Raw genomic sequence first — 20719 nt, 5'->3', positions numbered from 1 at the left:
CTCAGCGATTCTGCTGCGGGTTCCACAGCGCGTAGCGTTCGCCGCGCAGGAACTGCCAGAGTCCGGCGGCCATGCCGGCCAGGGTCACCAGGAGGAAGCCGGCCAGGTGGAACGGTTTCGGCAGGCGCCCGTCGCGGTCGAGCAAACCGGCCAGGCCCACGGCATAGCCGAGCAACTGCGCGAGCAGGCTCAGGCGGTAGAAGGTACCGGCGTCCCACAACAGCAGGTTGCTGGCCAGCAGCGGCAGCAGCAGGACCGGCGCCAGGCGGCGAATCAGCTTGTGGCTGATCAGGGCGATGGCGTAGCGGCCGTGGCGCAGCGGATTCATCAGTTCGGCGCGCACGGCCAGGCTCTGCAGGCCGCCGACGGTGACCCGCAGGCGCCGGCGGAACTGCTTGCCAGCCTCGTCGACACCCTGGTCGAGCACGCGCGCCCGCTCGGCGTAGGCGATGCGCTTGCCGGCCACGCTGGCGCAGGTGCTGAGGAAGAAGTCGTCGTTGACCTGCGGCGGGATCGCCTCGAACAGCTCGCGGCGCAGCGCCAGCAGCGCGCCGTCGGCGGAGACCATGCAGCCGGTGCGGCTCTCGGCGCGGCGCAGCCAGAGTTCGTAGTAGCGATACAGCTGGTCGCCCAGGCTCAGCGCATGGCCGCGCGTGGGGATGAGCATGTGCCCGCCGCAGGCGCCGACCTGGGGATGAGCCAGCGGCGCGAGCAGTTCGCGCAGGGTGTCGGCGGACCATTGGTTATCGGCGTCGGTGAATACCAGGACCTCGTGTCGTGCCAGCTCCACGGCCTGGTTCAGCGCCTCCACCTTGCCGACCCGCGGCAGGTCGAGCACGCGCACGCGCGGATCGCCGAGGGCCCGCGCGATGCGCACGGTGTCGTCGTCGGAGCCGTCGCTGGCGAGGATGATTTCCAGGGCCGTAGCCGGGTAATCCTGGTGCAGCAGGACATCGAGCTTCTGCGCGATGTGCTGGGCCTCGTTGTGCGCAGCGATGACCAGGCTCACCGACAGCGCCGGGGCTTGCGCCGGGATCTCTGCGCGCGGGGTGCGCCAGGCGAGCAGTGCCAGGCCAAGGGGATAGCCGAGGTAGGCGTAGATGGGCAGCAGCAGGCAGAGCCAGAACAGGGTTTCAGCCACGGGCGGGCCTCCGTGCGTCGCGCTTGAACAGGCTGAGGAGCAGGGCCGCTCCGCCGAGGTGCAGGCGAATCCAGTGTAGCGGCCAGAGCTGAAGCATCAGTCCCGCGTCCAGGTGTCGCCAGGCCTGGCGGAAGGCGAGCAGCAGCGCGGCGAGCAGGCCGGGCAGTAGCAACAGCAGGGCCAGCGAACCCTGAATCGCGACCAGCTCGATCAGCGTGCCCAGGCTGAGCAGCAGCACGCCCAGGCACAGCAGCGGGAAGCGCAGCAGGCGCGCGCTCGCACCCTGGCTGCGCAGCAGTTGCAGGTGGCTGCCCTGTCGCCAGAGCTCCTTGCCCAGCCATTCGCGCCAGCTGGCCTCATAGCCCCAGTGCAGCGCGCGTGGCTGTGACAGGCACATCTGCCGGGCGCCGGCGCGGTTCAGGCGCAGGCCGAAGTCCTTGTCTTCGCCGCTACGCAGGTGCTCGTCGAAGCCGCCCACGGCCTCGAACCAGCGTCGCTCCAGGCACAGATTGGGCGTCGGTAGCCACTCGCGCAGGCTGCCGTGGCGGCTGCCGCAGAGGCTGCGGCGCTGCCAGGCGCGGGCGAACCAGGGGGCTTGGGCGGGGGTGTCGCAGTCCAGTGCGAGCACGTCGGCGCGACGATCCTCGTGTACCTGCCGCCACCGTTTCAGCCAGTCGCCGGGCACTTCGATGTCGGCATCGATGAAGGCCAGGCAGTCGCCACGGGCAGCTTCCGCGCCGCGATTGCGCAGGGCGCCGATTGCCAGCCCGGGATGGCGCAGCACCTGCGCACCATGCTCGCTGGCAATGCGTGGGCCGTCGTCGTCGGAACCGTTGTCGACCACCAGCAGTTCGCACTCCAGGCCGGCGCGTTCCGCCGCACGGCGCGCGCAATCGAGGGTGTGGCCGATGTGCCGCGCCTCGTTGTACATCGGGATGACGATGCTGATGCGTTTCATGATGCCTTCCAGGGCAGTTCACGGCCCTCGGCCTGCAGGCGCAGGACACTCGACAGGGCGAGGAACATCCAGAGGTACTTGTGGTTGGGGATGCTGAGGAACAGCAGGAACAGCGCGATGCTCAGCAGGCACAGGCCCAGGTGCGTGGCGAGGTCGGCGCGCGACTGGTCGCCGGCGGCCAGCCAGGCGCGACGGGCGCACTGGAAGTTGCGCAGGCCCATCAGGATCAGGGCGACGAACGCCAGCCCGCCGGGGATGCCGACCTCGGCGAACAGTTCGAGATAGGTGTTGTGCGCCCGGCGGTAAAGGTCGGGCACGCTGAAGCCCTCGTTGAAAGCCTTGGCGTAGCCGGTCTTGGCATAGTGCAGCGGGAAGGTGCCGGGGCCGGAGCCGAGCAGCGGGTCGTCGCCGATCATCCGCGTGCCGACCACCACGTAGCTGGCGCGCCGGCCGAGGGAGGCGTCCTGGTGGGCGTTCACCCCGGAGCTGAGCGCGCCGAGCAGCTTGATGCGTTCGATGTAGGCATCGGGCAGGGTGGCCACGGTCAGCGGCACCACGATGGCCGCGCCGAGCATGACGAAGCCCAGATGCCGCGGCCGGATCAGGCGAAGCCGCGAGCGGTGGTGCCAGGCGCAGATCGCGCAGGTCAACAGCACCACGAGCAGGCCGGAGCGCGAATCGGTCTTGGTCATGCCGGCGAACAGCACGACCAGCACCGCGAGCCACAGCAGGCGCTCGGCCAGACCCTTGGCGCGCAGAAGCAGGAGCAGGGCCGGCGGCACGGCCACGGCGATCAGCAGGGCGAAGTAGTTGGCGTCCTGCAGCAGGCCGATGGCGCGGCCGCCGACCTGGTATTTCACCGAATAGAGGGCGATGGCGCTGGTGGCTGCCACGCTCAGCGCGAGCAGGCGGCAGAGCAGCAACAGGTTCAGCTCGCGGCCGATCAGCAGGGTGATGCCGAACAGCGTCATGCCGATCGCCAGCTCGCGCAGGTTGTCCAGCGACACCTCGAGGTTTTCGCTGAACGCCAGGCTCAGCAGCACGCAGAGCAGGAAAGGCAGCAGGGCGCGCCAGAGGTTGCTGCCCAGGCGGGTCTCGGGCAGGCGCCGTTGCAGCAGCTGCAGGACCAGCACCAGGATCAGCCCGGCGCCGACCAGCTTGGCGCCGGATAGCTCGTAGTCGCGGAACAGGCCCTCGAAGGGCACCAGCACCACCAGGCCGAGCAGGCCCCAGACCGGGCGCCGGTAGAGCACGGCCATGCCGACGAGGCCGGCGAGCACGAAGGGCGCGAGGTAGGGCCACGGGCTGGCCAGCAGGAGCAGGCAGGCCAGGCCCAGCAAGAGGCCAAAGGACACTGGCAGCAGGGTCATGACGGCTGGCCTCCGGCGGCGGCAAGGTAAAGCTGGTCCCAGCGCTGGGCCAGGGTGGGGAGGTGGTACTGGTCGAGCTGACGGCGCCGCGCTTCGGCGGTCAGGCGCAGGGCCAAGTGGCGGTCGTCCAGCAGCCGCGCGACCTGGGCGCCGAGGGCTGCGACGTCGCCGGGTCTGGCGAGCAAGGCAGAACGCTCGTGTTCGAGCATGTCGGGCACGCCACCGACGCCGAAGGCTGCCACCGGCACGCCGGCGCGCATGGCTTCGAGGAGGATCATCGGCGTGCCTTCGGTGCGCGAGCTGAGCACCAGCACGCTCAGCCGCGCGAGCCAGGCCGGCATGTCCTGCTGGTAGCCGGCCAGGTGGATGCGCTCCTGCAGGCCGGCGGCGGCGATGCGGGCGGCCAGGGCGTCGCGTTCGGGGCCGTCGCCCAACAGCACCGCGTGCAGCTGCGGACGGTCCTGGCAGAGGGGGATGACCGCGTCGAGGAAGAGGTCCGGGCCTTTTTCCGCGCTCAGCCGGCCGACGAAGCCGAGCAGCGGCTCGCTGACGCTGCCGGCCGGCAGTGCCGGTTCGTCCGGCAAGCCGTTGGGGATCACCAGCACCTTGCGCGCGCGGACCCCGGCACTTTCATGCAGACGGGCGATGCTCTGCGCCACGCAGACAACCCGGCGCACCCGTGGACTGCGGCACAGCAGCAGGCTGACACGGGTATAGATGCGCTGCTTGAGGCTGCGCGGAGTGAAGCCGTGCTGGGTCAGCACCAGCGGCAGGTCCAGGCGCGAGGCGCACAGCCAGGCGAAAACCTGCGCGCGGAAGTTGTGGGCGTTGAGCAGCCCGGGCCGCGCACGCAGATCGTCGAGCAGCTCGCCCAGGCCGGCGCAGCTGCGGCAATCCACCCCCGCGGCGCGAAAGCGCGCGAGCAGCTCGGCCGGGGCGTCGAGGAACACCACCCGATGCCTGCCAGGGGTGACCCGGCAGTGGTCGAGCAGCATCCGCTCGGCGCCATAGAAGCCGCCGCTGTGGATTAGGTGGACGATGTCGTTCACGGCGTCGGCCTCACTCGCGGACCCAGCGCAACATCCACGGCCAACTCCAGCGCTTGTACGGGTTGACCTCCTTCTCTTCCACCGCGTTGATGATCATCAGCACCGGGATGCCCAGGTGTTGCGGGATCTGCGCCGGGGTCTTGAAGCGATGGTCGAAGAACTCGCGCACGTAGCCCAGGGCGATGGCCAGCAGCAGGCCGGTCAGCAGGCCGAGGGGGATGACCACGCCGGGCCGGGGGAAGGCCGCCTCGGTGGGTTCGACCGGCTCGCTGAGAATGCGCGCGTTGGACAGCGCGCCGTCGATCAGGCGTTCGCCGCGGCTTTCCTCGAAACGCTGGGTGTAGGTGAAGAAGGCCTTGTGCAGGGCGTCGACCTCGGTGTCGACCTGGCTCAGCTTGCTGTCGGTTTCCTGCAACTGGCGCACGCGGGCCTTGTACTCGTCGATGCGTGCGGTCTTCTGCGCGATCACCGAGTTGAGCACGGCGAGGTCGTTGCTGCGCTCGCGGATGCGGTTGGACACCACGCGCAGGAACTGGTTACGGGTACGCGCAATGGCTTCGCGTTGCTGCTGCATTGGCTGGCTGCCGGACTGGAAGGCCTGGGCGGTGTCGCCGTAGCGGCTCACCTGGTCGCTCAGGCGTTCACCCAGTTGCTTGATCTCGCGGTCCTCGTAGGCAACGTTGTCGACCGTGTTGGCGAAGCTGAAGGGGAAGGTGTAGTCGGTCAGCCCGGCCTTCTTCGCCAGTTCCAAGCTGGCGTTCAGGTAGGTCAGCCAGTTCTGCGCTTCGAGGGCGCGGTCGCGGTACTGGTTGAGCGCCTGCTCCTCGGTGTTGATGGCGTTCAGGCGGAAGGTGATCTCTTCCTTGGGCGCCGCGGCGCCGGCCTGGTCGAGCAATTTCTGGCGCTGTGCCTCGAGGTAGTCGAGACGGGTCTGGTATTGCACCTTCTTCTGCTCGTAGAAGGATTGCGGCAGGTCGGTGGACTGCAGCTCCTGGCGACTCTTCAGGTAGTTGTTCAGCAGGTGCTGGACGAAGCGCGTGCCCTGCGCCGGGTCGCTGCTGCGGTAGACCACCGAGATGACGTTGGAGCCGGGCAGGGTGTCGACCTTGAGGTCCTTGGCGGCGCGCGCGGTCCAGGCGTCCAGGGTGGTGTCGCGCGGCGGGTCGACTTCCAGGCCGACGGCGCGACGCAGCGGGTTGATCACGTGCTCGTGCAGGGGCCCGAACAGGTAGCGCTGCAGCGGCTCGAACAGCAGGGTGTCGAGCAGCCCGGAGGCGTAGCTGAACTGGCCGGCCTGGCGCAGCTCGTCGATGGTCCCGCGGATCAGCGTCGGCGAGCGCAGGATGTTGCTTTCGGTCTCCATGTCGGCCAGGGACGGCGGCACGAACTTGTCGCTGTCGGTGGTCAGCGCGGTGTTGGCGTCGCTTTGCGAGAGCTTCTTGGACTGCACGATGACTTCGGCATTGATGTCGAAGTTCTGCTTGAACACCACCGGCACCAGCAAGGTGAGCACGGCGAAGATCAGGAAGACGCGCTTGATCAGCCGCCCGTTGGCGAAGAACACCCGGAGGAATTCATGCAGATAGTTTTCCATTCTGATCATCCCGGCATCCTCCTCAGTTGTTGTTGTTCTTGTTGTCGACGCGATAGTTGAAGCCGAAGCTGATGCCCTGGAAGAGGATCACGTCGGCGATCTGCTTGCTCAGCTGGCCCGCCTCGACCAGTCGCGACTTGGGCACGTAGAGCAAGTCGTCCGGCTGCAGGTAGGCGAACTGCATGGCGTCGCCGTCGGCGGCCTTGCTGGCGTCGTAGACGCGGGCCTCGACGTTGCTGCCGCGGCGGTGCATGACCACCACCTGGTCCAGGCGTGCGCCGACGTTGCTGCCGCGCGCCAGGGCCAGCGCCTCGAGGACCGAGACCGGGCGACGGATCGGGTAGGCGCCGGGCTGGGCGACTTCGCCGAGCACGTACACCTCGTTGGCCGCGGTGCTCTTGAGCAGCACGTCCACATGCACGACCGCGCCGACCTTCGATGCCTCTCGGGCGTAACCGTCTTCCAGGGTCTTCTGCACCTCGTCCACCGACATGCCCTGCAGCGGCAGGGTGCCGAGCAGCGGGAAGCTGGCGCGGCCGTCGGAGTTCACGGTGATCTCGCGGCTCAGGCCCGTTACCGGGTGCAGCAGGGTGTTACGCAGGTTGTCGGTCTGCGCCAGGGGCTTGGAGACCGAGAGGAACACGTCCTTCTCGCTGTCCTTGAGGACCTTGGCGTAGTGCCGCGCGACCACTTGCTGGGCTTGCGCGACCGTCATCCCGGCGACCTTCAACGGCGGCACGTAGGGCAGGTCGACGGTGCCGTCGGGCATCACCAGGCGGCTGCCGCTGAGCTGGGTGGCGTTGTAGAAGGTCAGCTCCAGCTGGTCGCCCGGCTGCAGGGTGTAGGCCTGCTGGCGGGTGGTGTCGAGGCGGAAGATGACATCGAGCACGTCCTGCGGGCGCAGCACCTGCTTGACCGGCACGACTTCGCTGAGCGGAGCCTTGCCTTGTTCGGCGCTGAGAATGCTCACCGGGGTGGTCTTGTCATGCGGATTGCTGCCGCATCCGCTCAGGGCGAGCACCAGGCAGGCAAGAACAATGGATGGATTACGCATGGCCTTCCCTCGCTCAGAGATTGTCGTAGACCCACTTCGGCATGTAGTAGCGGCGCGCATTGAATACGCTGCCGAGTATCCGGGCGTTGGCCTGGGTCAGGCGCTGGATCGCGGCTTGCGCCACCTCCCAACGGGTTTCCTCGCCGCGCACCACCAGCACCACGCCATCGGCCAGGGCGGCGAGGGCCAGGGTGTCGGCGTTGGCGTAGACGGCCTCGCCGTCGATGACCACGAAGCGGTAGCGCTCGCCCAGGCGTGCGAACAGCGCCTCCAACGCCTGCGGTGCGAGGTGCGCCTTGTGCTGCCAGTAGTGCCCCAGCGGCATGAAGTGGAAGGGCAGGCCGTCGCTGGCCTCGATGCAGCGCTCCAGCGCCGGCGGCGACTCGGCCAGCACCAGGTCGAGGAAACCGCGTTCCTGGCCCAGGCCGAAGTGCTGGGTGAGGTTGGTCTTGGACAGGCTGGCGTCGATCAGCAGCACTTCGCCGCGGCTGCTGCGGGACAGTTCGCCGGCCAGCATCAATGCACTGGTGGTGGTGCCGCTGCCGCTGTTGGCGGCGGTCAGCAGCAGAGTCTTGAGATTCTGGTCGAGCACGATGGCCGCCAGGTTGTTTTCGCTCGGGCGCTGGACTGCCAGGCTTTTCGACGACGAGGAACCATCCATCTCAACTCGCTCCATGGCCGGTGAGAACTTTCAGGGGGGTCTTGAGCATGATCTTCAGGTCGAGCCAGGGGCTCTGCTGGGCGATGTAGGCGACGTCCAGCTCGACGCGGGCGTCGAAGTCCACATCGCTGCGCCCAGACACCTGCCACAGCCCGGTGATCCCGGGGTAGACGCCCAGGCGGCGCAGGTGGTGGTCGCGATAGGTATTGGCGCGGAAGGAGGTAGGGCGAGGGCCCACCAGGCGCATCTCGCCGCGCACCACGTTGAACAGGTTGGGCAGCTCGTCCAGGCTGGTGCGCCGCAGCCAGCGGCCGATGCCAGTGACGCGCGGGTCGCGGTCGATCTTGAAGTCGACGGAGTCTGGGCCGTGCTTGTTCAGGTGGCGCAGCGAATCCTTCAGCGCTTCGGCGTTGACCACCATGGTGCGGAACTTGACCATGCCGAAGCGGCGGCCATACAGGCCGGTGCGCTGTTGCACGAAGAATACCGGTCCGGGGCTGCTCAGCTTGATGGCAATGGCAACGGCCAGCAGCAGCGGCGAGAGCGCAATCAGCAGCAGCACGGCAAGCACGGCCGAGCTGCTGCGCTTGGTCCGCGACAGCGTCCACGGGCGACCGCCTGGGCGGCCCAGTATCCAGCCACGGCGTTGGCTGGCTATCGCCTGGGCGATCTTTTCGCGCATCTGCTCATCGCGGCGATTGAGCGAACGCGCGGTGGCTGCATGGCCCACTTGGGGCGAAGGCAGCGTCTTTTCCATCTCCATACCAGGGCTCCGTTGGCGGCGTTACCGTCGAAGGTCGGTGAAGTGGGGCGTGGGGTCAGGCCGGGGTGCGGACGGACTCCTCCGGAAACTGCAACGGGAGGGATTCGGCACAGTGGCCAGGCGGCAGGAGCGGGGCGTCCCGGAACGGGAGGCGGCGCGGCGTCGACTCAGGGCCGGCGTTGAAGGGATCGGCCTGGGTCAGGCCGCAGCACTTCTTTACTGCATCGCACGCGTCCATCGGTGCGCCCTCACTTCTTGGTTGCTGGGTAATCCCGTCATGCCTTTGACGGTGATGGCTAGGCGACAGTATAAGCGTGAATAAATTGACTTCTAGGGTGTTGGTGGACGTTTTTTTGGCGCGTCTGTATCGCGAATGAGGCAGGATGCTGTGACGCAGGTCCGCAAAAAAGTGGCCATATGCTGGCTATTCAATGCCTTATCGAGGGGTGTGGAAGTTGCATCGGAGATACAGTTACCCGCCGATCTGTAAAAAAAACGGACGACCGGTAGAGGTTGCATGGCTCATCGGCAGAACAGCGAAATCCCTCTGTTTTGAGCCTAAGTAACGAATATTAATAGCGTTTGATCATTCAGGGCCGTGCGCGGAAGCAAGCTCTGGACTCCGACGAACGGTCATGGGAACGAAAGCACCCAAGCCCTCGTTGTGATGGCCCATTGAAATCCCTGTGATTCAAGGGGATATCCGCCAAATATAAGCTGTCATGAATGACCGGAAATCTTGAAGCGACGTTCTTTTGACAATTCCGACACCTTGGGCCGCAGGTTTCTTTGCTAACATTCCGAAACAAATCGGCCTGATGGCCTTTTAGTGGCCGCTTCCGGCGGCTATTGCCCGCTCGCTCGAATCCATCGCAAGACATTCACCTCGTCCAGGGGGAAGCTTCATGGCCGTACAGCAACTCATCCTCAAGGGCCAGACGACGCTGCGTCAGCACGGTCTGGCGCACACGCTGCACAAGGCGCTGCTGAAATTGGTCAACGCGGTGCTGCCGTTCAAGATCCTGCGCGGTATCACGCTGCAGAAGGTCGATCCGCGCTTTCTCGAATTGCCGCCGCACTATCGCGGGCTGTTCCTCAGCGAGGCGATACTGCGGCACTACGCGACCGATCCGCGCAACGAGATTTCCACCGACTTCCTCGATCACGCCCTGGCCAAGAACGACCAGTGCTACGGCATCTTCGAGGGCGAGCGCCTGGCGGCTTACGGCTGGTACTCGCGCAAGCCCACGGGCATCGACTCGACGCCGCTGAACCTGCACTTCGACCCAACCTACGTGTACATGTACAAGGGCTTCACCCATTACGACTATCGTGGTCAGCGCCTGCATGCCATCGGCATGAACCGGGCGCTGCAGCACTTCCTGGAGGAAGGCGCCAAGGGGCTGGTGTCCTATGTCGAGTCGGGTAACTTCGATTCGTTGAAGTCCTGCTACCGCCTGGGCTACGTGGACGCCGGCTCGATCTACCTGTTCCGTTTGTTCGGGCGCTTCCGCAGCTTCGCCAGCAGTGGCTGTGGGCCTTATGGGTTGAGGTTGCGGCGGGCCTGAGGTTTCCGGGTCTTCGTCGGCGCGAGCTTGCTCGCGAACCGCATGGCAGAGCATGTCCCTGTAGGAGCGGATTCATCCGCGATGCTTTTCGAGGACAAGGTCCGCTCCTACACCATTCCGTCATCCCCGCGAACGCTGGAACCCAGAGACGCTTCTGGCTTGGGCGTTTCCGCGCCGCTTTGGCATGTTCGGAGGCTTCTTGTTTCGCCTCTCGGCGAGTCCCTTTTGTCAAACGCCACAAAAGGAACCAAAAAGGCTTGCCCCGACATACGGGTCCGGCAAGCCGGACTTCCCTCGCACATCCCCACGCACCCGGAGGCCCGCCCCGACAGTACGTCCCTGTACTGGTCGGGGCTTTTGCGACATCCATGTCGCGCAACCTCCTCTGCGTGGGCTTTGCTCGGCCTTCTGTAAGGGGCGCTCCGGCGCGCGCGGATACTCCTGCTCTTCGTAGGATCGAGGGGGACGCCTAGTCCTTGCTCGCGAACCGCACGGCACAAATGCCGAACCTGTATGGCGAATAACCCCGAAGGGGTTATCCGCCGTTCTCGTGCCGGGCTGCGACGCATAACCGCGTTCGCGGTTATGCGTCGCACGGTTGGAATTGGCGCGGGGATTTTCGCGGATGAATCCGCTGCTACAGGATCACGCCGATCAGCACCCTCTCCCGCTTGCGGGAGAGGGTGCTGAGTTGGCCAAGGGCACAGGCGCCGGGAGGTTCGCGGATAAGATCCGTACGTTTCCAGTTGGCGTGGCGCTCCACGAGAAAAGAAGGCGCCTTGCGGCGCCTTCTTCGTTTACAGCAGCAACGTTCGGATATCGCCGAGCAGCTCGCCCAGGCGCTTGGTGAAGCGTGCGGCGGCGGCGCCGTTGATCACCCGGTGGTCGTAGGACAGCGACAGCGGCAGCATCAGGCGCGGTTGGAAGGCCTTGCCGTCCCAGACCGGCTGCATGGTTGCCTTGGACACGCCGAGGATCGCCACTTCCGGCGCATTGACGATCGGCGTGAAGCCGGTGCCGCCAATGTGGCCGAGGCTGGAGATGGTGAAGCAGGCGCCCTGCATGGCGTCGGCCGAGAGCTTCTTGGTGCGCGCCTTTTCCGCAAGTTCCGCGGCTTCGGCGGCCAGTTGCAGCAGGCTCTTCTGGTCGACGTTGCGGATCACCGGCACCAGCAGGCCGTCCGGGGTGTCCACGGCGAAGCCGATGTGCACGTACTTCTTGCGGATCAGCGCCTTGCCGCTGGGGGCGAGGGAGCTGTTGAAGTCCGGCAGTTCCTTGAGCAGGTGTGCGCAGGCTTTCAGCAGGATCGGCAGGATCGTCAGCTTGGTCCCGGCTTTTTCAGCCACTGCTTTCTGCGCGATGCGGAAGGCTTCCACCTCGGTGATGTCCGCCGATTCGAACTGGGTCACGTGCGGCACGTTCAGCCAGCTGCGGTGCAGGTTGGCGGCGCCGACCTGCATCAAGCGGGTCATGGCCACTTCTTCCACTTCGCCGAACTTGCTGAAGTCGACTTCCGGGATCGGCGGGATGCCCGCGCCACCGCTGACCGCGGCGCCGGCCGGAGCTGACTTGGCGCGCTGCAGTTGTTCTTTGACGAACAGCTGCACGTCTTCCTTGAGGATTCGGCCTTTCGGACCGGTCGCCTTCACCTCGGCCAGATCGACGCCGAACTCACGAGCGAGCATGCGCACGGCAGGGCCGGCGTGCACCTTGGCACCGTCACGGCTGGGGGCGCCGACCGGGGCGGGTGCCTCGGCTTTCGCCGGCGCTTCGGCAGGCGCCGGCTGTGCCGCGGCTGGTGCGGCAGCTGCGGGTGCTTGTGCTGCGGCTGCGCCGGCGACCTCCAGTTCGAGGATTTCATCGCCTTCCTTGAGCGTGTCGCCGATCTTCACCTTGAGCGCTTTCACGACGCCGGCAGCCGGGGAGGGGATCTCCATGCTGGCCTTGTCCGACTCCAGGGTCAGCAGGCTCTGGTCGGCCTCGACGCGGTCGCCGACCTTGACCATCAGCTCGATGATCGCGCCTTGGCCATTGCCGATATCGGGAACTCGCACCGTTTGCACACCACCGGCCTGTGCGGGCGCGGCGGCCGGTGCGGCGGCGGGGGCTGGTTTCGCAGGCTCGGCAGTGGCTGCTGGAGGCGCTGCCGCTGGTTGTGCGCCGCCTTCAACCTCCAGTTCGAGGATTTCGTCGCCTTCCTTGAGGGTGTCGCCAATCTTCACCTTGAGCGCTTTCACGACACCGGCAGCCGGGGAGGGGATTTCCATGCTCGCCTTGTCCGACTCCAGGGTGAGCAGGCTCTGGTCGGCTGTGATGCGGTCGCCGACCTTGACCATCAGTTCGATGATCTCGCCCTGGCCATTGCCGATGTCCGGCACCTTCACCGTCTGCATGCCGCCGCCAGTGGTGGGCGGTGGTGCTGCCGCCGGAGCCGCCGGAGCAGGTGCCGGCTTGGGCGCCTCGGCGGGTGCGCTGGCGACAGTCTGCGCAGCGCCTTCGACCTCCAGTTCGAGTATCTCGTCGCCTTCCTTCAGGGTGTCGCCCACCTTGACCTTCAGGCTCTTCACCACGCCGGCCTTCGGCGAGGGGATTTCCATGCTGGCCTTGTCCGATTCGAGGGTCAGCAGGTTCTGGTCGGCCTCGACCTTGTCGCCGACCTTGACCAGCAGTTCGATGACTTCGCCCTGGCCGTTGCCGATGTCGGGTACGCGGATCAACTCGCTCACGATGCCTCTCCTCAGCAGTCCAGGGGGTTGCGTTTGTCCGGGTCGATGCCGAACTTGGCGATGGCTTCGGCCACCGTCTTCGGCTCGATGTCGCCGCGATCGGCCAGGGCCTCCAGGGCGGCCAGGACGACCCAGCGCCGGTCCACCTCGAAGAAGTCGCGCAGGTTGCCGCGGCTGTCGCTGCGTCCGTAGCCGTCGGTGCCTAGCACCTTGTATTCCTTGCCCGGCACCCATTGGCGGATCTGCTCGGCGTACAGCTTCATGTAGTCGGTGGAGGCGATCACCGGGCCCTTGCGGCCGTTCAGGCATTCCTCGACGTAGCTCAGGCGCGGTTTCTGCTGCGGGTGCAGGCGGTTCCAGCGTTCGGCGGCCAGGCCGTCGCGGCGCAACTCGTTGAAGCTCGGCACGGACCAGACGTCGGCGCCGATGCCGAAGTCCTCGCGGAGGATCTTCGCTGCCGCTTCCACCTCGCGCAGGATGGTGCCGGAGCCGAGCAACTGCACGTGGTGCGCGGCGTCACGCTTGTCTTCCTCGAACAGGTACATGCCCTTGATGATGCCTTCCTCGATGCCGGCCGGCATGGCGGGCTGCGGGTAGTTCTCGTTCATCACGGTGATGTAGTAGAAGACGTTCTCCTGCTCCTGCAGCATGCGCCGCGCGCCGTCATGGATGATCACGGCCAGCTCGTAGGCGTAGGTGGGGTCGTAGGTGCGGCAGTTGGGCACGACCGAGGCGAGGATGTGGCTCTGGCCGTCCTCGTGCTGCAGGCCTTCGCCGTTCAGGGTGGTGCGCCCGGCGGTGCCGCCGAGCAGGAAGCCGCGGCTCATGGCGTCGCCGGCGGCCCAGGCGAGGTCGCCGATGCGCTGGAAGCCGAACATCGAATAGAAGATGTAGAAGGGCAGCATCGGCTGACGGTAGTTGCTGTAGGCGCTGCCGGCCGCGACGAAAGAGGACATGGCGCCGGCCTCGGTGATGCCTTCCTCGAGGATCTGACCCTTCTTGTCCTCGCGGTAGAACATCAGTTGTTCCTTGTCGACCGGCTCGTAGAGCTGGCCCACCGAGGAGTAGATGCCGAGCTGGCGGAACATGCCTTCCATGCCGAAGGTGCGGGCCTCGTCGGGGATGATCGGGACGATGCGCGGCCCCATCTCCTTGTCCTTGACCAGCTGCGTGAGGATGCGCACGAAGGCCATGGTGGTGGAGATCTCGCGGTCGCCGGTGCCGTCGAGCAGGGCCTTGAGGGTGTCCAGCGGCGGCACCGGCACGCTGAAGGCGTTGCCCTGGCGATGCGGCACCGAGCCGCCGAGGCTGGCGCGGCGTTCAGCCAGGTACTTGGCTTCGGCGCTGCCGGGGTCGGGCTTGTAGAAGGGCACTTTCGCCAGGTCCGCGTCGCTGACCGGGATGTCGAAGCGGTCGCGGAAGGCACGCAGGCTCTCGACGTCGATCTCGTGAATGTTGTGCGCGATGTTCTTCGCTTCGCCCGTGCCGGTGCCGTAGCCCTTGATGGTCTTGGCCAGGACCACGCTGGGCTGGCCCTGGTGGTTCACCGCCGCGTGGTAGGCGGCATAGACCTTGTAGGGATCGTGACCGCCGCGGTTGAGCTTCCAGATTTCGTCGTCGGAGAGGTCCTTGACCATCTCCAGCAGCTCCGGGCGCGTGCCGAAGAAGTATTCGCGCACGTAGGCGCCGTCCTTCGCCTTGTAGTTCTGGTATTCGCCGTCCACCGCCTCGTCCATGCGCGCCTGCATGAGGCCGGCGGTGTCCTTGGCGAACAGCGGGTCCCAGAAGCGGCCCCAGATGACCTTGATCACGTTCCAGTTGGCGCCGCGGAACACGCCTTCGAGTTCCTGGATGATCTTGCCGTTGCCGCGCACCGGGCCGTCCAGGCGCTGCAGGTTGCAGTTGACCACGAAGATCAGGTTGTCGAGCTTCTCGCGCCCGGCCAGGGCGATGGCGCCCAGGGACTCCGGCTCATCGGTCTCGCCGTCGCCGAGGAAGCACCAGACCTTCTGCTGGCCGGGTTCGATGAAGCCGCGGCTCTCCAGGTATTTCATGAAGCGCGCCTGGTAGATCGCCTGGATCGGGCCCAGGCCCATGGACACCGTGGGGAACTGCCAGAAGTCCGGCATCAGCCAGGGGTGCGGGTAGGAGGAAATGCCCTTGCCGCCGACCTCCTGGCGGAAGTTCTCCAGCTGGTCCTCGCTCAGCCGCCCCTCGAGGAAGGCGCGGGCGTAGATGCCGGGGGAGGCGTGGCCCTGGAAATAGATGAGGTCGCCGCCGTGGGTGGCGTCCGGGGCGCGGAAGAAATAGTTGAAGCCGATGTCGTAGAGGGTCGCCGAGGAGGCGAAGGTGGAGATGTGCCCGCCCAGCGAAGGGTCCTTGTGGTTCGCCCGCATCACCATGGCCAGGGCGTTCCAGCGCACCAGCGAGCGGATGCGGCGTTCCATGAACAGGTCGCCGGGCATGCGCGCCTCGTGCGTCACCGGGATGGTGTTGCGGTACGGCGTGGTGATCGCGTAGGGCAGCTGGGTGCCGGTGCGGCTGGCCAGCTCGCCCATGCGGGTCATCAGGTAGTGCGCGCGGTCTTCGCCTTCGCGGTCGAGGACGGACTCCAGGGCGTCCAGCCACTCCTGGGTTTCTACGGGGTCGATATCGTGCATGGCGGGTACCTTGCTGGGTTGCGACAGGCCCACGCTGGTTCGCCGCCCCGGGCGATCCCGGCGGCAAACGGCCGGAATACCGCCAGTCCAAGTACCCTCGACAGCCAGGTTGGGGCGCGCGGCGGGCGCGGAAGCTCGGGTAGAGGCTATAGCCTAGCTGGCAGCCGCCACCGCGCCACCGCAGCGGGCCTCGCCTTGCGCGATGACGCTCAGCGCTCGCGCAGCAGGCGGGCTTCGGTGAGCAGGCGCTCGTTGTCGCGGTTCAGGCGAGTCAATTCGTCCTGGTGGCGGCGCAGTTCGCTGCGAAGCTGGCCGCTGACCTCCTCGTGCTGGCGCAGGTCCTGTTCGCGTTGCTCGGCTGCGGCGAGGCGCAGCTGGTCGAGCCTTTCCTCCAGCGCGGTGATCTGCGCGTCGCGTTCGCGCAGGCGGGCTTCCAGGTCGCCTGCGGCCTGGCGCAAGCGGGCGTTGGTCAGTTCGACCTGGTGCTTCTGCTGCTGCAGTTGGCGGGCCTGCTCCCGGGTCTCGCGCGTTTCCTCGGCCAGTGCCTGGTTCTGTGCCTGCAGTTCATCGATGCGCTGGCGGGCGAGGCGCAGTTCCTGCTGCTGGTCCTGTCGCTGGCGGGAGAGTTCGCCGCGTTCTTCAGCCAGGGCCGCGCGCGCTTCCTGCTGCAGGCGGTTGGCCAGCTGGCCTACCAGTTCGCCGAGCTCCTCGCTGAGGGAGGAGGGGGAATGGCCGGTCTGCTCGGCATCCAGCTCCTTCAGGAGGCGGTGGATGGTCGATTTGGAGCCGGTGTTGCCCAGCTCCACGCGCAGGGCGTCGATGCTCGGATGTTCGCCGCGCGCCAGTATGGATTGACGTGCGATACGTACTTCTTCCTTGCTGACTCCGCTTCTGGCCATCGACGCTTTGGTCCTTTATGTAATTAATTACGTACTACGTATTACATACTATTTGGAGGCGATAGCCCAGCACGTTCTGAGGTCGCGAACGGCATGCGCGTGAAGGGAGAGCACCGGGCAGCGCAACCGCCGCCCGGCATCGGGTATCAGGACGCTGGAGCGCCGGGGGAGGGCGAAGCAGTGCCGGCCAGGGGTGCGAACTGGTCCGGCGTCAGCGTCTCGTGCTCCAGCAGCAGTTTCGCGCCGGCGTCGAGGTCGGTGCGACGCTGCGCCAGCAAGGCCTTGGCACGCTGGTAGGCCTCTTCGACCAGCGCGCGGATGCACAGGTCCACTTCCCGCGCGGTGGCCTCGGAGTAGTCCTTCTCGCGCAGGCCGGGGTGGTTGTTGCCATCACCCAGGTAGGGCGTCATTTGCCGTTCAAGCACTGCCTGGCCGAGCTCCTCGCTCATGCCGAAGCGGGTCACCAACTGGCGGGCGATATCGGTGACCTTGGCCAGGTCGTCGGCGGCGCCGGTGGAGATCTCGCCGAACACCAGCGACTCGGCGGCGCGTCCGCCGAGCAGCACGGCCATGCGGTCCTTCAGTTCCTGGCGGCCGATGAGGAAGCGGTCCTCGGTGGGCCGTTGCAGTGTGAAGCCGAGCGCGCCGATGGAGTGGGGGATGATCGACACCTTGTGCACCGGGTCCATGCGCGGCAATGACACCGCCGTCAGCGCGTGGCCCATCTCGTGGTAGGCCACCACCTCGCGCTCATGGGGTTGCAGCAGGCGGCTCTTGCGTTCGGCACCCGCCACTATGCGCTCGACCGCGGCGGTGAAATCCACCATGCCGACCGCATCGGCCGAGCGCCGGGTGGCGCCAATGGCGGCTTCGTTGACCAGGTTGGCCAGGTCGGCGCCGGTGAAGCCGGTGGTGATCCCGGCGATCTGCTCGACATCCACGTCCGGCGCGGCGGTGATGCGCTTCATATGCACCTTGAGGATGGCAGAGCGGCCCCGGCGGTCCGGGCGGTCGATGAGGATCTGCCGGTCGAAGCGGCCGGCGCGCAGCAGCGCCGGGTCGAGCACCTCGGGACGGTTGGTGGCGGCCAGCAGAACCACGCCTTCGCGCGGGTCGAAGCCGTCGAGTTCGGCGAGCAACTGGTTCAGCGTCTGCTCCTTCTCGTCATTGCCGCCGAAGGAGCCGAGGCCACGCATCTTGCCGAGGGCGTCCAGCTCGTCGATGAAGATGATGCAGGGCGCGGCCTTGCGCGCCTGCTCGAAGAGATCGCGCACGCGGGCGGCGCCGACACCGACGAACAGCTCGACGAACTCCGAGCCGGAAATGGAGAAGAACGGCACCCCGGCCTCGCCGGCCACCGCCTTGGCCACCAGGGTCTTGCCGGTGCCCGGCGGGCCAACCAGCAGGATGCCCTTGGGAATGCGCGCGCCCAGGCGGCCGTAGGTCGGGCGGTCCTTGAGGAAGGACACCACCTCCTGCAGTTCGGCCTTGGCCTCGTCGATGCCGGCGACGTCATCGAAGGTGACGCCGGTGTCCTTCTCGACGAACACCTTCGCCCGCGAACGGCCCACCGACATCATCCCGCCCAGGCCCTGTTTCTCTGCCAGGCCGCGGAAGAAGAAGGTCCACAGGGCGAAGATCAGGATGAACGGCAGCAGCCAGCCGAGCCACTTGCCGGCCGGATTCTCGCCGACGCCAGTGAAGGCCACGTTGGTCTTGGCCAGCTCGCCGGCCAGCTCCGGCTCGACGCGGATGGTGACGAAACGCTTGTGGCCGTTGATCGGCTCCTTGAGCGCACCGCTGATCTGCTGCTGGTCGACGCGCAGGTCGCTGACCTTGCCGTCAGCCACCAGTTGCAGGAACTGGCTGTAGGGAATCGTCTCCTGGGTGGCGCGGGTGGCCATCCAGTCCTGGATCAGCAGCAGCGCGCTGAACGCCGCGATGAAGTACCAGATGTTCCACTGGTGGTGCTTTTCGATTTCCATGCGCTCGCTTCCTCCGGCGGTCAGGCGGCCGTCGCTCCACGGTGCGATAGACCTGAATAATGGCACTTGATACTGGCCAATTGCGCGACGGGTTAATCAGGATCAAAAAAACCTCAGATAGCTTGGCGCACTTTGACGGTATCGGAGTGGAGAGGAACGGCGCATGACTACACGCGACTTCAATTCCCACCTGCGCAACCGGCGTGATGCGGGACTGAGGCTGGCCCAGGCGCTGTCCCACTTGCGTGGGCGCACGGACCTGCTGGTGCTGGCCCTGCCGCGAGGCGGCGTACCGGTAGCCTATGAGATCGCCCACGCCCTGCAGGCGCCGCTGGACCTGCTGGTGGTGCGCAAGCTGGGTGCGCCGGCGCAACCGGAGCTGGCCATCGGGGCTATCGCCAGCGGCGGCGTGCGGGTGCTCAACCCCGACCTGCTGCGCTACGAAGGCGTGAGCGACGAAGAACTCGAGCGCATCGCCCAGCGCGAAGGGCGTGAGCTGCTGCGGCGCGAAGGCCTTTACCGTGGCGAGCGGCCGCGCCCGACAATCCGTGGCCGCCAGGTCCTGCTCGTGGATGATGGCCTGGCCACCGGCGCGACCATGCGTGCGGCCGTCGAGGCGGTGCGCCGGGAGGCGCCGGCTCGCATCCTGGTGGCGGCGCCGGTGGGCTCTGCGGAGGCCGTCGCCGACCTGGAAGCGCTGGCCGACGAGGTGGTCTGTCCGCTGGTGCCCGGCATGTTGTCCTCCATCGGCCGCTGGTACCTGGATTTCGCCCAGACCGAGGATGACGAGGTGCGGGAGCTGCTGCGTACGGCCTGGGAGGAGGAAGCCCGACGCAACCCTGGAGTACAGCGATGAACATGAACCGCGACCTGCGCCTGGCCCTCGACGGCGAGTGGCTGGAGGCGCGCCTGACGCTGCCGGAGCAGGCCCGGGGCCTGGTGGTGTTCGTGCATGGCAGCGGCAGTGGCCGACAGAGCCCGCGCAATTGCCAGGTAGCTGCGCAGTTCAATGGCCTGGGGCTGGCGACCTTGCTGTTCGACCTGCTCAGTGTCGCCGAGCAGCGCCTGGACAATCGGACCTGCGAACTGCGCTTCGATATCGAGCTGCTCACCCGGCGCCTGCTCGCGTTGCTCGACTGGCTTGCGGCCGAGCCCGAGCTGCGCGACCTGCCGCTCGGGCTGTTCGGCGCCAGCACCGGTGCGGCGACCGCATTGCGCGCTGCGGCGGAACGGCCGAGCCAGGTACGCGCGGTGGTTAGCCGAGGAGGGCGAACCGACCTGGCCGATGCGGTCCTGGGCGAGGTGCGCGCGGCAGTGTTGATGATCGCGGGCGGCGCCGATCCGTTCATCGTCCAGGCCAACCGCGAGAGCCTGCGCCGCCTGGGGAGCGAATGCGACCTGCAGACGGTGCCGGGCGCAACCCACCTGTTCGAGGAACCGGGCGCGCTCGAGCAGGTGGCCCGCCTGGCCGGCGCCTGGTTCGTGCGCTACCTGGCCGGCTGAGCGGCAGCCTGGCGCAGCACATGCACGGCGAATGTCGTCTCGTAGGGCGGTACCCGGCACTCGACGATATCCCGCGGCGCCACCTGCAAATGGATGCCGACGATGTCGGCGCGAATCGGCTGGTGCGCGGCATGGCGGTCCACCAGCACCGCGCAGCGAACATCCTGCGCGCCCAGGCTTGCCAGGTAGGCGCAGGTGCGCAACAGCGAATGGCCTTCGTACAGCACATCGTCCACCACCAGCAGCGTCATGCCGGCCTGCACCAGGCTGGCAAGCTGCGGGTTGTCTTCCAGATGCACCTGCGGGTGCAGCAGGCTGAGGTCGTCGGCGTAGCGCTTGACCTTCAGTGCATGGACCTGCAGCGCGGGGTCGTGCTCCAGCAGGCGTTGTTGCAGGTGTCGGGCTAGCGGTTCGCCGCGGCGCAGGATACCCACCAGCGCGCTGCGCCCGACCGGCAGCAGTGCCCGCGCTTCCAGCGCCATGCGGTCGAGGATGCCTTCGAGTTCCGTGGTGTCGTACAGGCAATGGCCTTCGTTCGGCATGCTGTTCTCCTGTTGGCATGCTCCGCGCGGGGCGGACGGCGGCGGATGTGTCCGTCGCCTGGAAGTCTAGTCCTGGCTAGCCGCCACTCGCTGCGCAGCGGGCGGCAGGCGGTCGGCTCGCCGTCGAGGCGACCGGGCGCGGGGCTAGACTGCAAGGACACGGCAACGGCCTCGCGCCGATGCCAGGCAGGGGAGCACGAGGCTCCCTTCCCGCATGCCGGCGGCGCCGGTACCCAGGGGATCTGC

At 66.9% G+C, this 20719-nt stretch carries 16 protein-coding genes; 3 read left to right on the top strand and 13 right to left on the bottom strand.

Translation table 11 applies throughout. The features are described 5' to 3' along the window. Position 1 precedes the first annotated feature (1 nt). The 8 genes from ACA097_RS27070 to ACA097_RS27035 form a co-directional block, all read right to left on the bottom strand. Complete coding sequence (locus tag ACA097_RS27070) at positions 2-1141, bottom strand: glycosyltransferase (protein WP_371367340.1); 1140 nt, start codon at positions 1139-1141, stop codon at positions 2-4. Continuing rightward, a complete protein-coding gene (locus tag ACA097_RS27065) occupies positions 1134-2099 on the bottom strand; it encodes a glycosyltransferase (protein ID WP_371367338.1) in 966 nt (321 codons plus the stop codon). Before ACA097_RS27065 ends, ACA097_RS27070 begins: the two co-directional genes overlap by 8 nt. Beyond that, positions 2096-3469, bottom strand: coding sequence for an O-antigen ligase family protein (locus tag ACA097_RS27060; RefSeq protein ID WP_371367336.1), 1374 nt, complete (start codon positions 3467-3469; stop codon positions 2096-2098). Before ACA097_RS27060 ends, ACA097_RS27065 begins: the two co-directional genes overlap by 4 nt. Further along, a complete protein-coding gene (locus ACA097_RS27055; RefSeq protein WP_371370581.1) occupies positions 3466-4464 on the bottom strand; it encodes a glycosyltransferase family 4 protein in 999 nt (332 codons plus the stop codon). Before ACA097_RS27055 ends, ACA097_RS27060 begins: the two co-directional genes overlap by 4 nt. Positions 4465-4528: 64 nt before the next feature. Then, complete coding sequence (locus ACA097_RS27050; protein ID WP_371367334.1) at positions 4529-6121, bottom strand: GumC family protein; 1593 nt, start codon at positions 6119-6121, stop codon at positions 4529-4531. Between the two features lie 13 nt (positions 6122-6134). Further along, a complete protein-coding gene (locus ACA097_RS27045; RefSeq protein ID WP_043252474.1) occupies positions 6135-7166 on the bottom strand; it encodes a polysaccharide biosynthesis/export family protein in 1032 nt (343 codons plus the stop codon). A gap of 13 nt (positions 7167-7179) precedes the next feature. Continuing rightward, positions 7180-7827, bottom strand: a complete 648-nt coding sequence (locus ACA097_RS27040; protein WP_043252475.1) for a tyrosine-protein kinase family protein — start codon at positions 7825-7827, stop codon at positions 7180-7182. Position 7828: 1 nt separating this feature from the next. Continuing rightward, complete coding sequence (locus tag ACA097_RS27035; protein ID WP_371370580.1) at positions 7829-8584, bottom strand: sugar transferase; 756 nt, start codon at positions 8582-8584, stop codon at positions 7829-7831. Positions 8585-9495: 911 nt separating this feature from the next. Between ACA097_RS27035 and ACA097_RS27030 the strand changes: the two genes are divergently transcribed. Continuing rightward, entirely contained in the window at positions 9496-10158 is a 663-nt protein-coding gene (locus tag ACA097_RS27030; protein ID WP_371367331.1) for a GNAT family N-acetyltransferase, read from the top strand. A gap of 797 nt (positions 10159-10955) precedes the next feature. On the opposite strand, the gene aceF is transcribed toward ACA097_RS27030, so the two are convergent. The 4 genes from aceF to ftsH form a co-directional block, all read right to left on the bottom strand. Next, a complete protein-coding gene (aceF, locus tag ACA097_RS27025; protein WP_371367328.1) occupies positions 10956-12884 on the bottom strand; it encodes a dihydrolipoyllysine-residue acetyltransferase in 1929 nt (642 codons plus the stop codon). A gap of 11 nt (positions 12885-12895) precedes the next feature. Beyond that, positions 12896-15544 carry a pyruvate dehydrogenase (acetyl-transferring), homodimeric type gene (aceE, locus tag ACA097_RS27020; protein WP_371367326.1) on the bottom strand — a complete coding sequence of 883 codons (2649 nt, stop codon included), beginning with the start codon at positions 15542-15544 and terminating at the stop codon, positions 12896-12898. 209 nt (positions 15545-15753) lie between these two features. After that, positions 15754-16443: a DNA-binding protein gene (locus ACA097_RS27015; protein WP_371367324.1), complete on the bottom strand. Its 690-nt coding sequence runs from the start codon at positions 16441-16443 to the stop codon at positions 15754-15756. A gap of 146 nt (positions 16444-16589) precedes the next feature. Beyond that, positions 16590-18422 (bottom strand): ATP-dependent zinc metalloprotease FtsH, encoded by a 1833-nt coding sequence (gene ftsH / locus ACA097_RS27010; RefSeq protein WP_371370579.1) that lies wholly within the window; start codon positions 18420-18422, stop codon positions 16590-16592. 169 nt (positions 18423-18591) lie between these two features. On the opposite strand from ftsH, the gene ACA097_RS27005 reads away from it, so the two are divergent. Together ACA097_RS27005 and ACA097_RS27000 are read left to right on the top strand one after the other, a co-directional pair. Next, entirely contained in the window at positions 18592-19284 is a 693-nt protein-coding gene (locus tag ACA097_RS27005) for a phosphoribosyltransferase (protein WP_371367322.1), read from the top strand. Next, on the top strand, positions 19281-19931 hold the full coding sequence (locus tag ACA097_RS27000; protein ID WP_371367320.1) for a dienelactone hydrolase family protein: 651 nt from the start codon (positions 19281-19283) through the stop codon (positions 19929-19931). Before ACA097_RS27005 ends, ACA097_RS27000 begins: the two co-directional genes overlap by 4 nt. Here ACA097_RS27000 and ACA097_RS26995 read toward each other — a convergent pair. Next, on the bottom strand, positions 19916-20473 hold the full coding sequence (locus ACA097_RS26995; RefSeq protein ID WP_160287170.1) for a phosphoribosyltransferase family protein: 558 nt from the start codon (positions 20471-20473) through the stop codon (positions 19916-19918). The genes ACA097_RS27000 and ACA097_RS26995 overlap by 16 nt on opposite strands. Between the last annotated feature and the right edge of the window lie 246 nt (positions 20474-20719).

It is taken from the genome of Pseudomonas sp. QL9 (genome assembly GCF_041409665.1).
In the GTDB taxonomy this organism is placed as follows: Bacteria; Pseudomonadota; Gammaproteobacteria; order Pseudomonadales; family Pseudomonadaceae; genus Pseudomonas; species Pseudomonas knackmussii.
The sequence above is the reverse complement of the archived record's forward strand: the minus strand, read 5'-3'. Positions and strand labels throughout refer to the sequence as shown.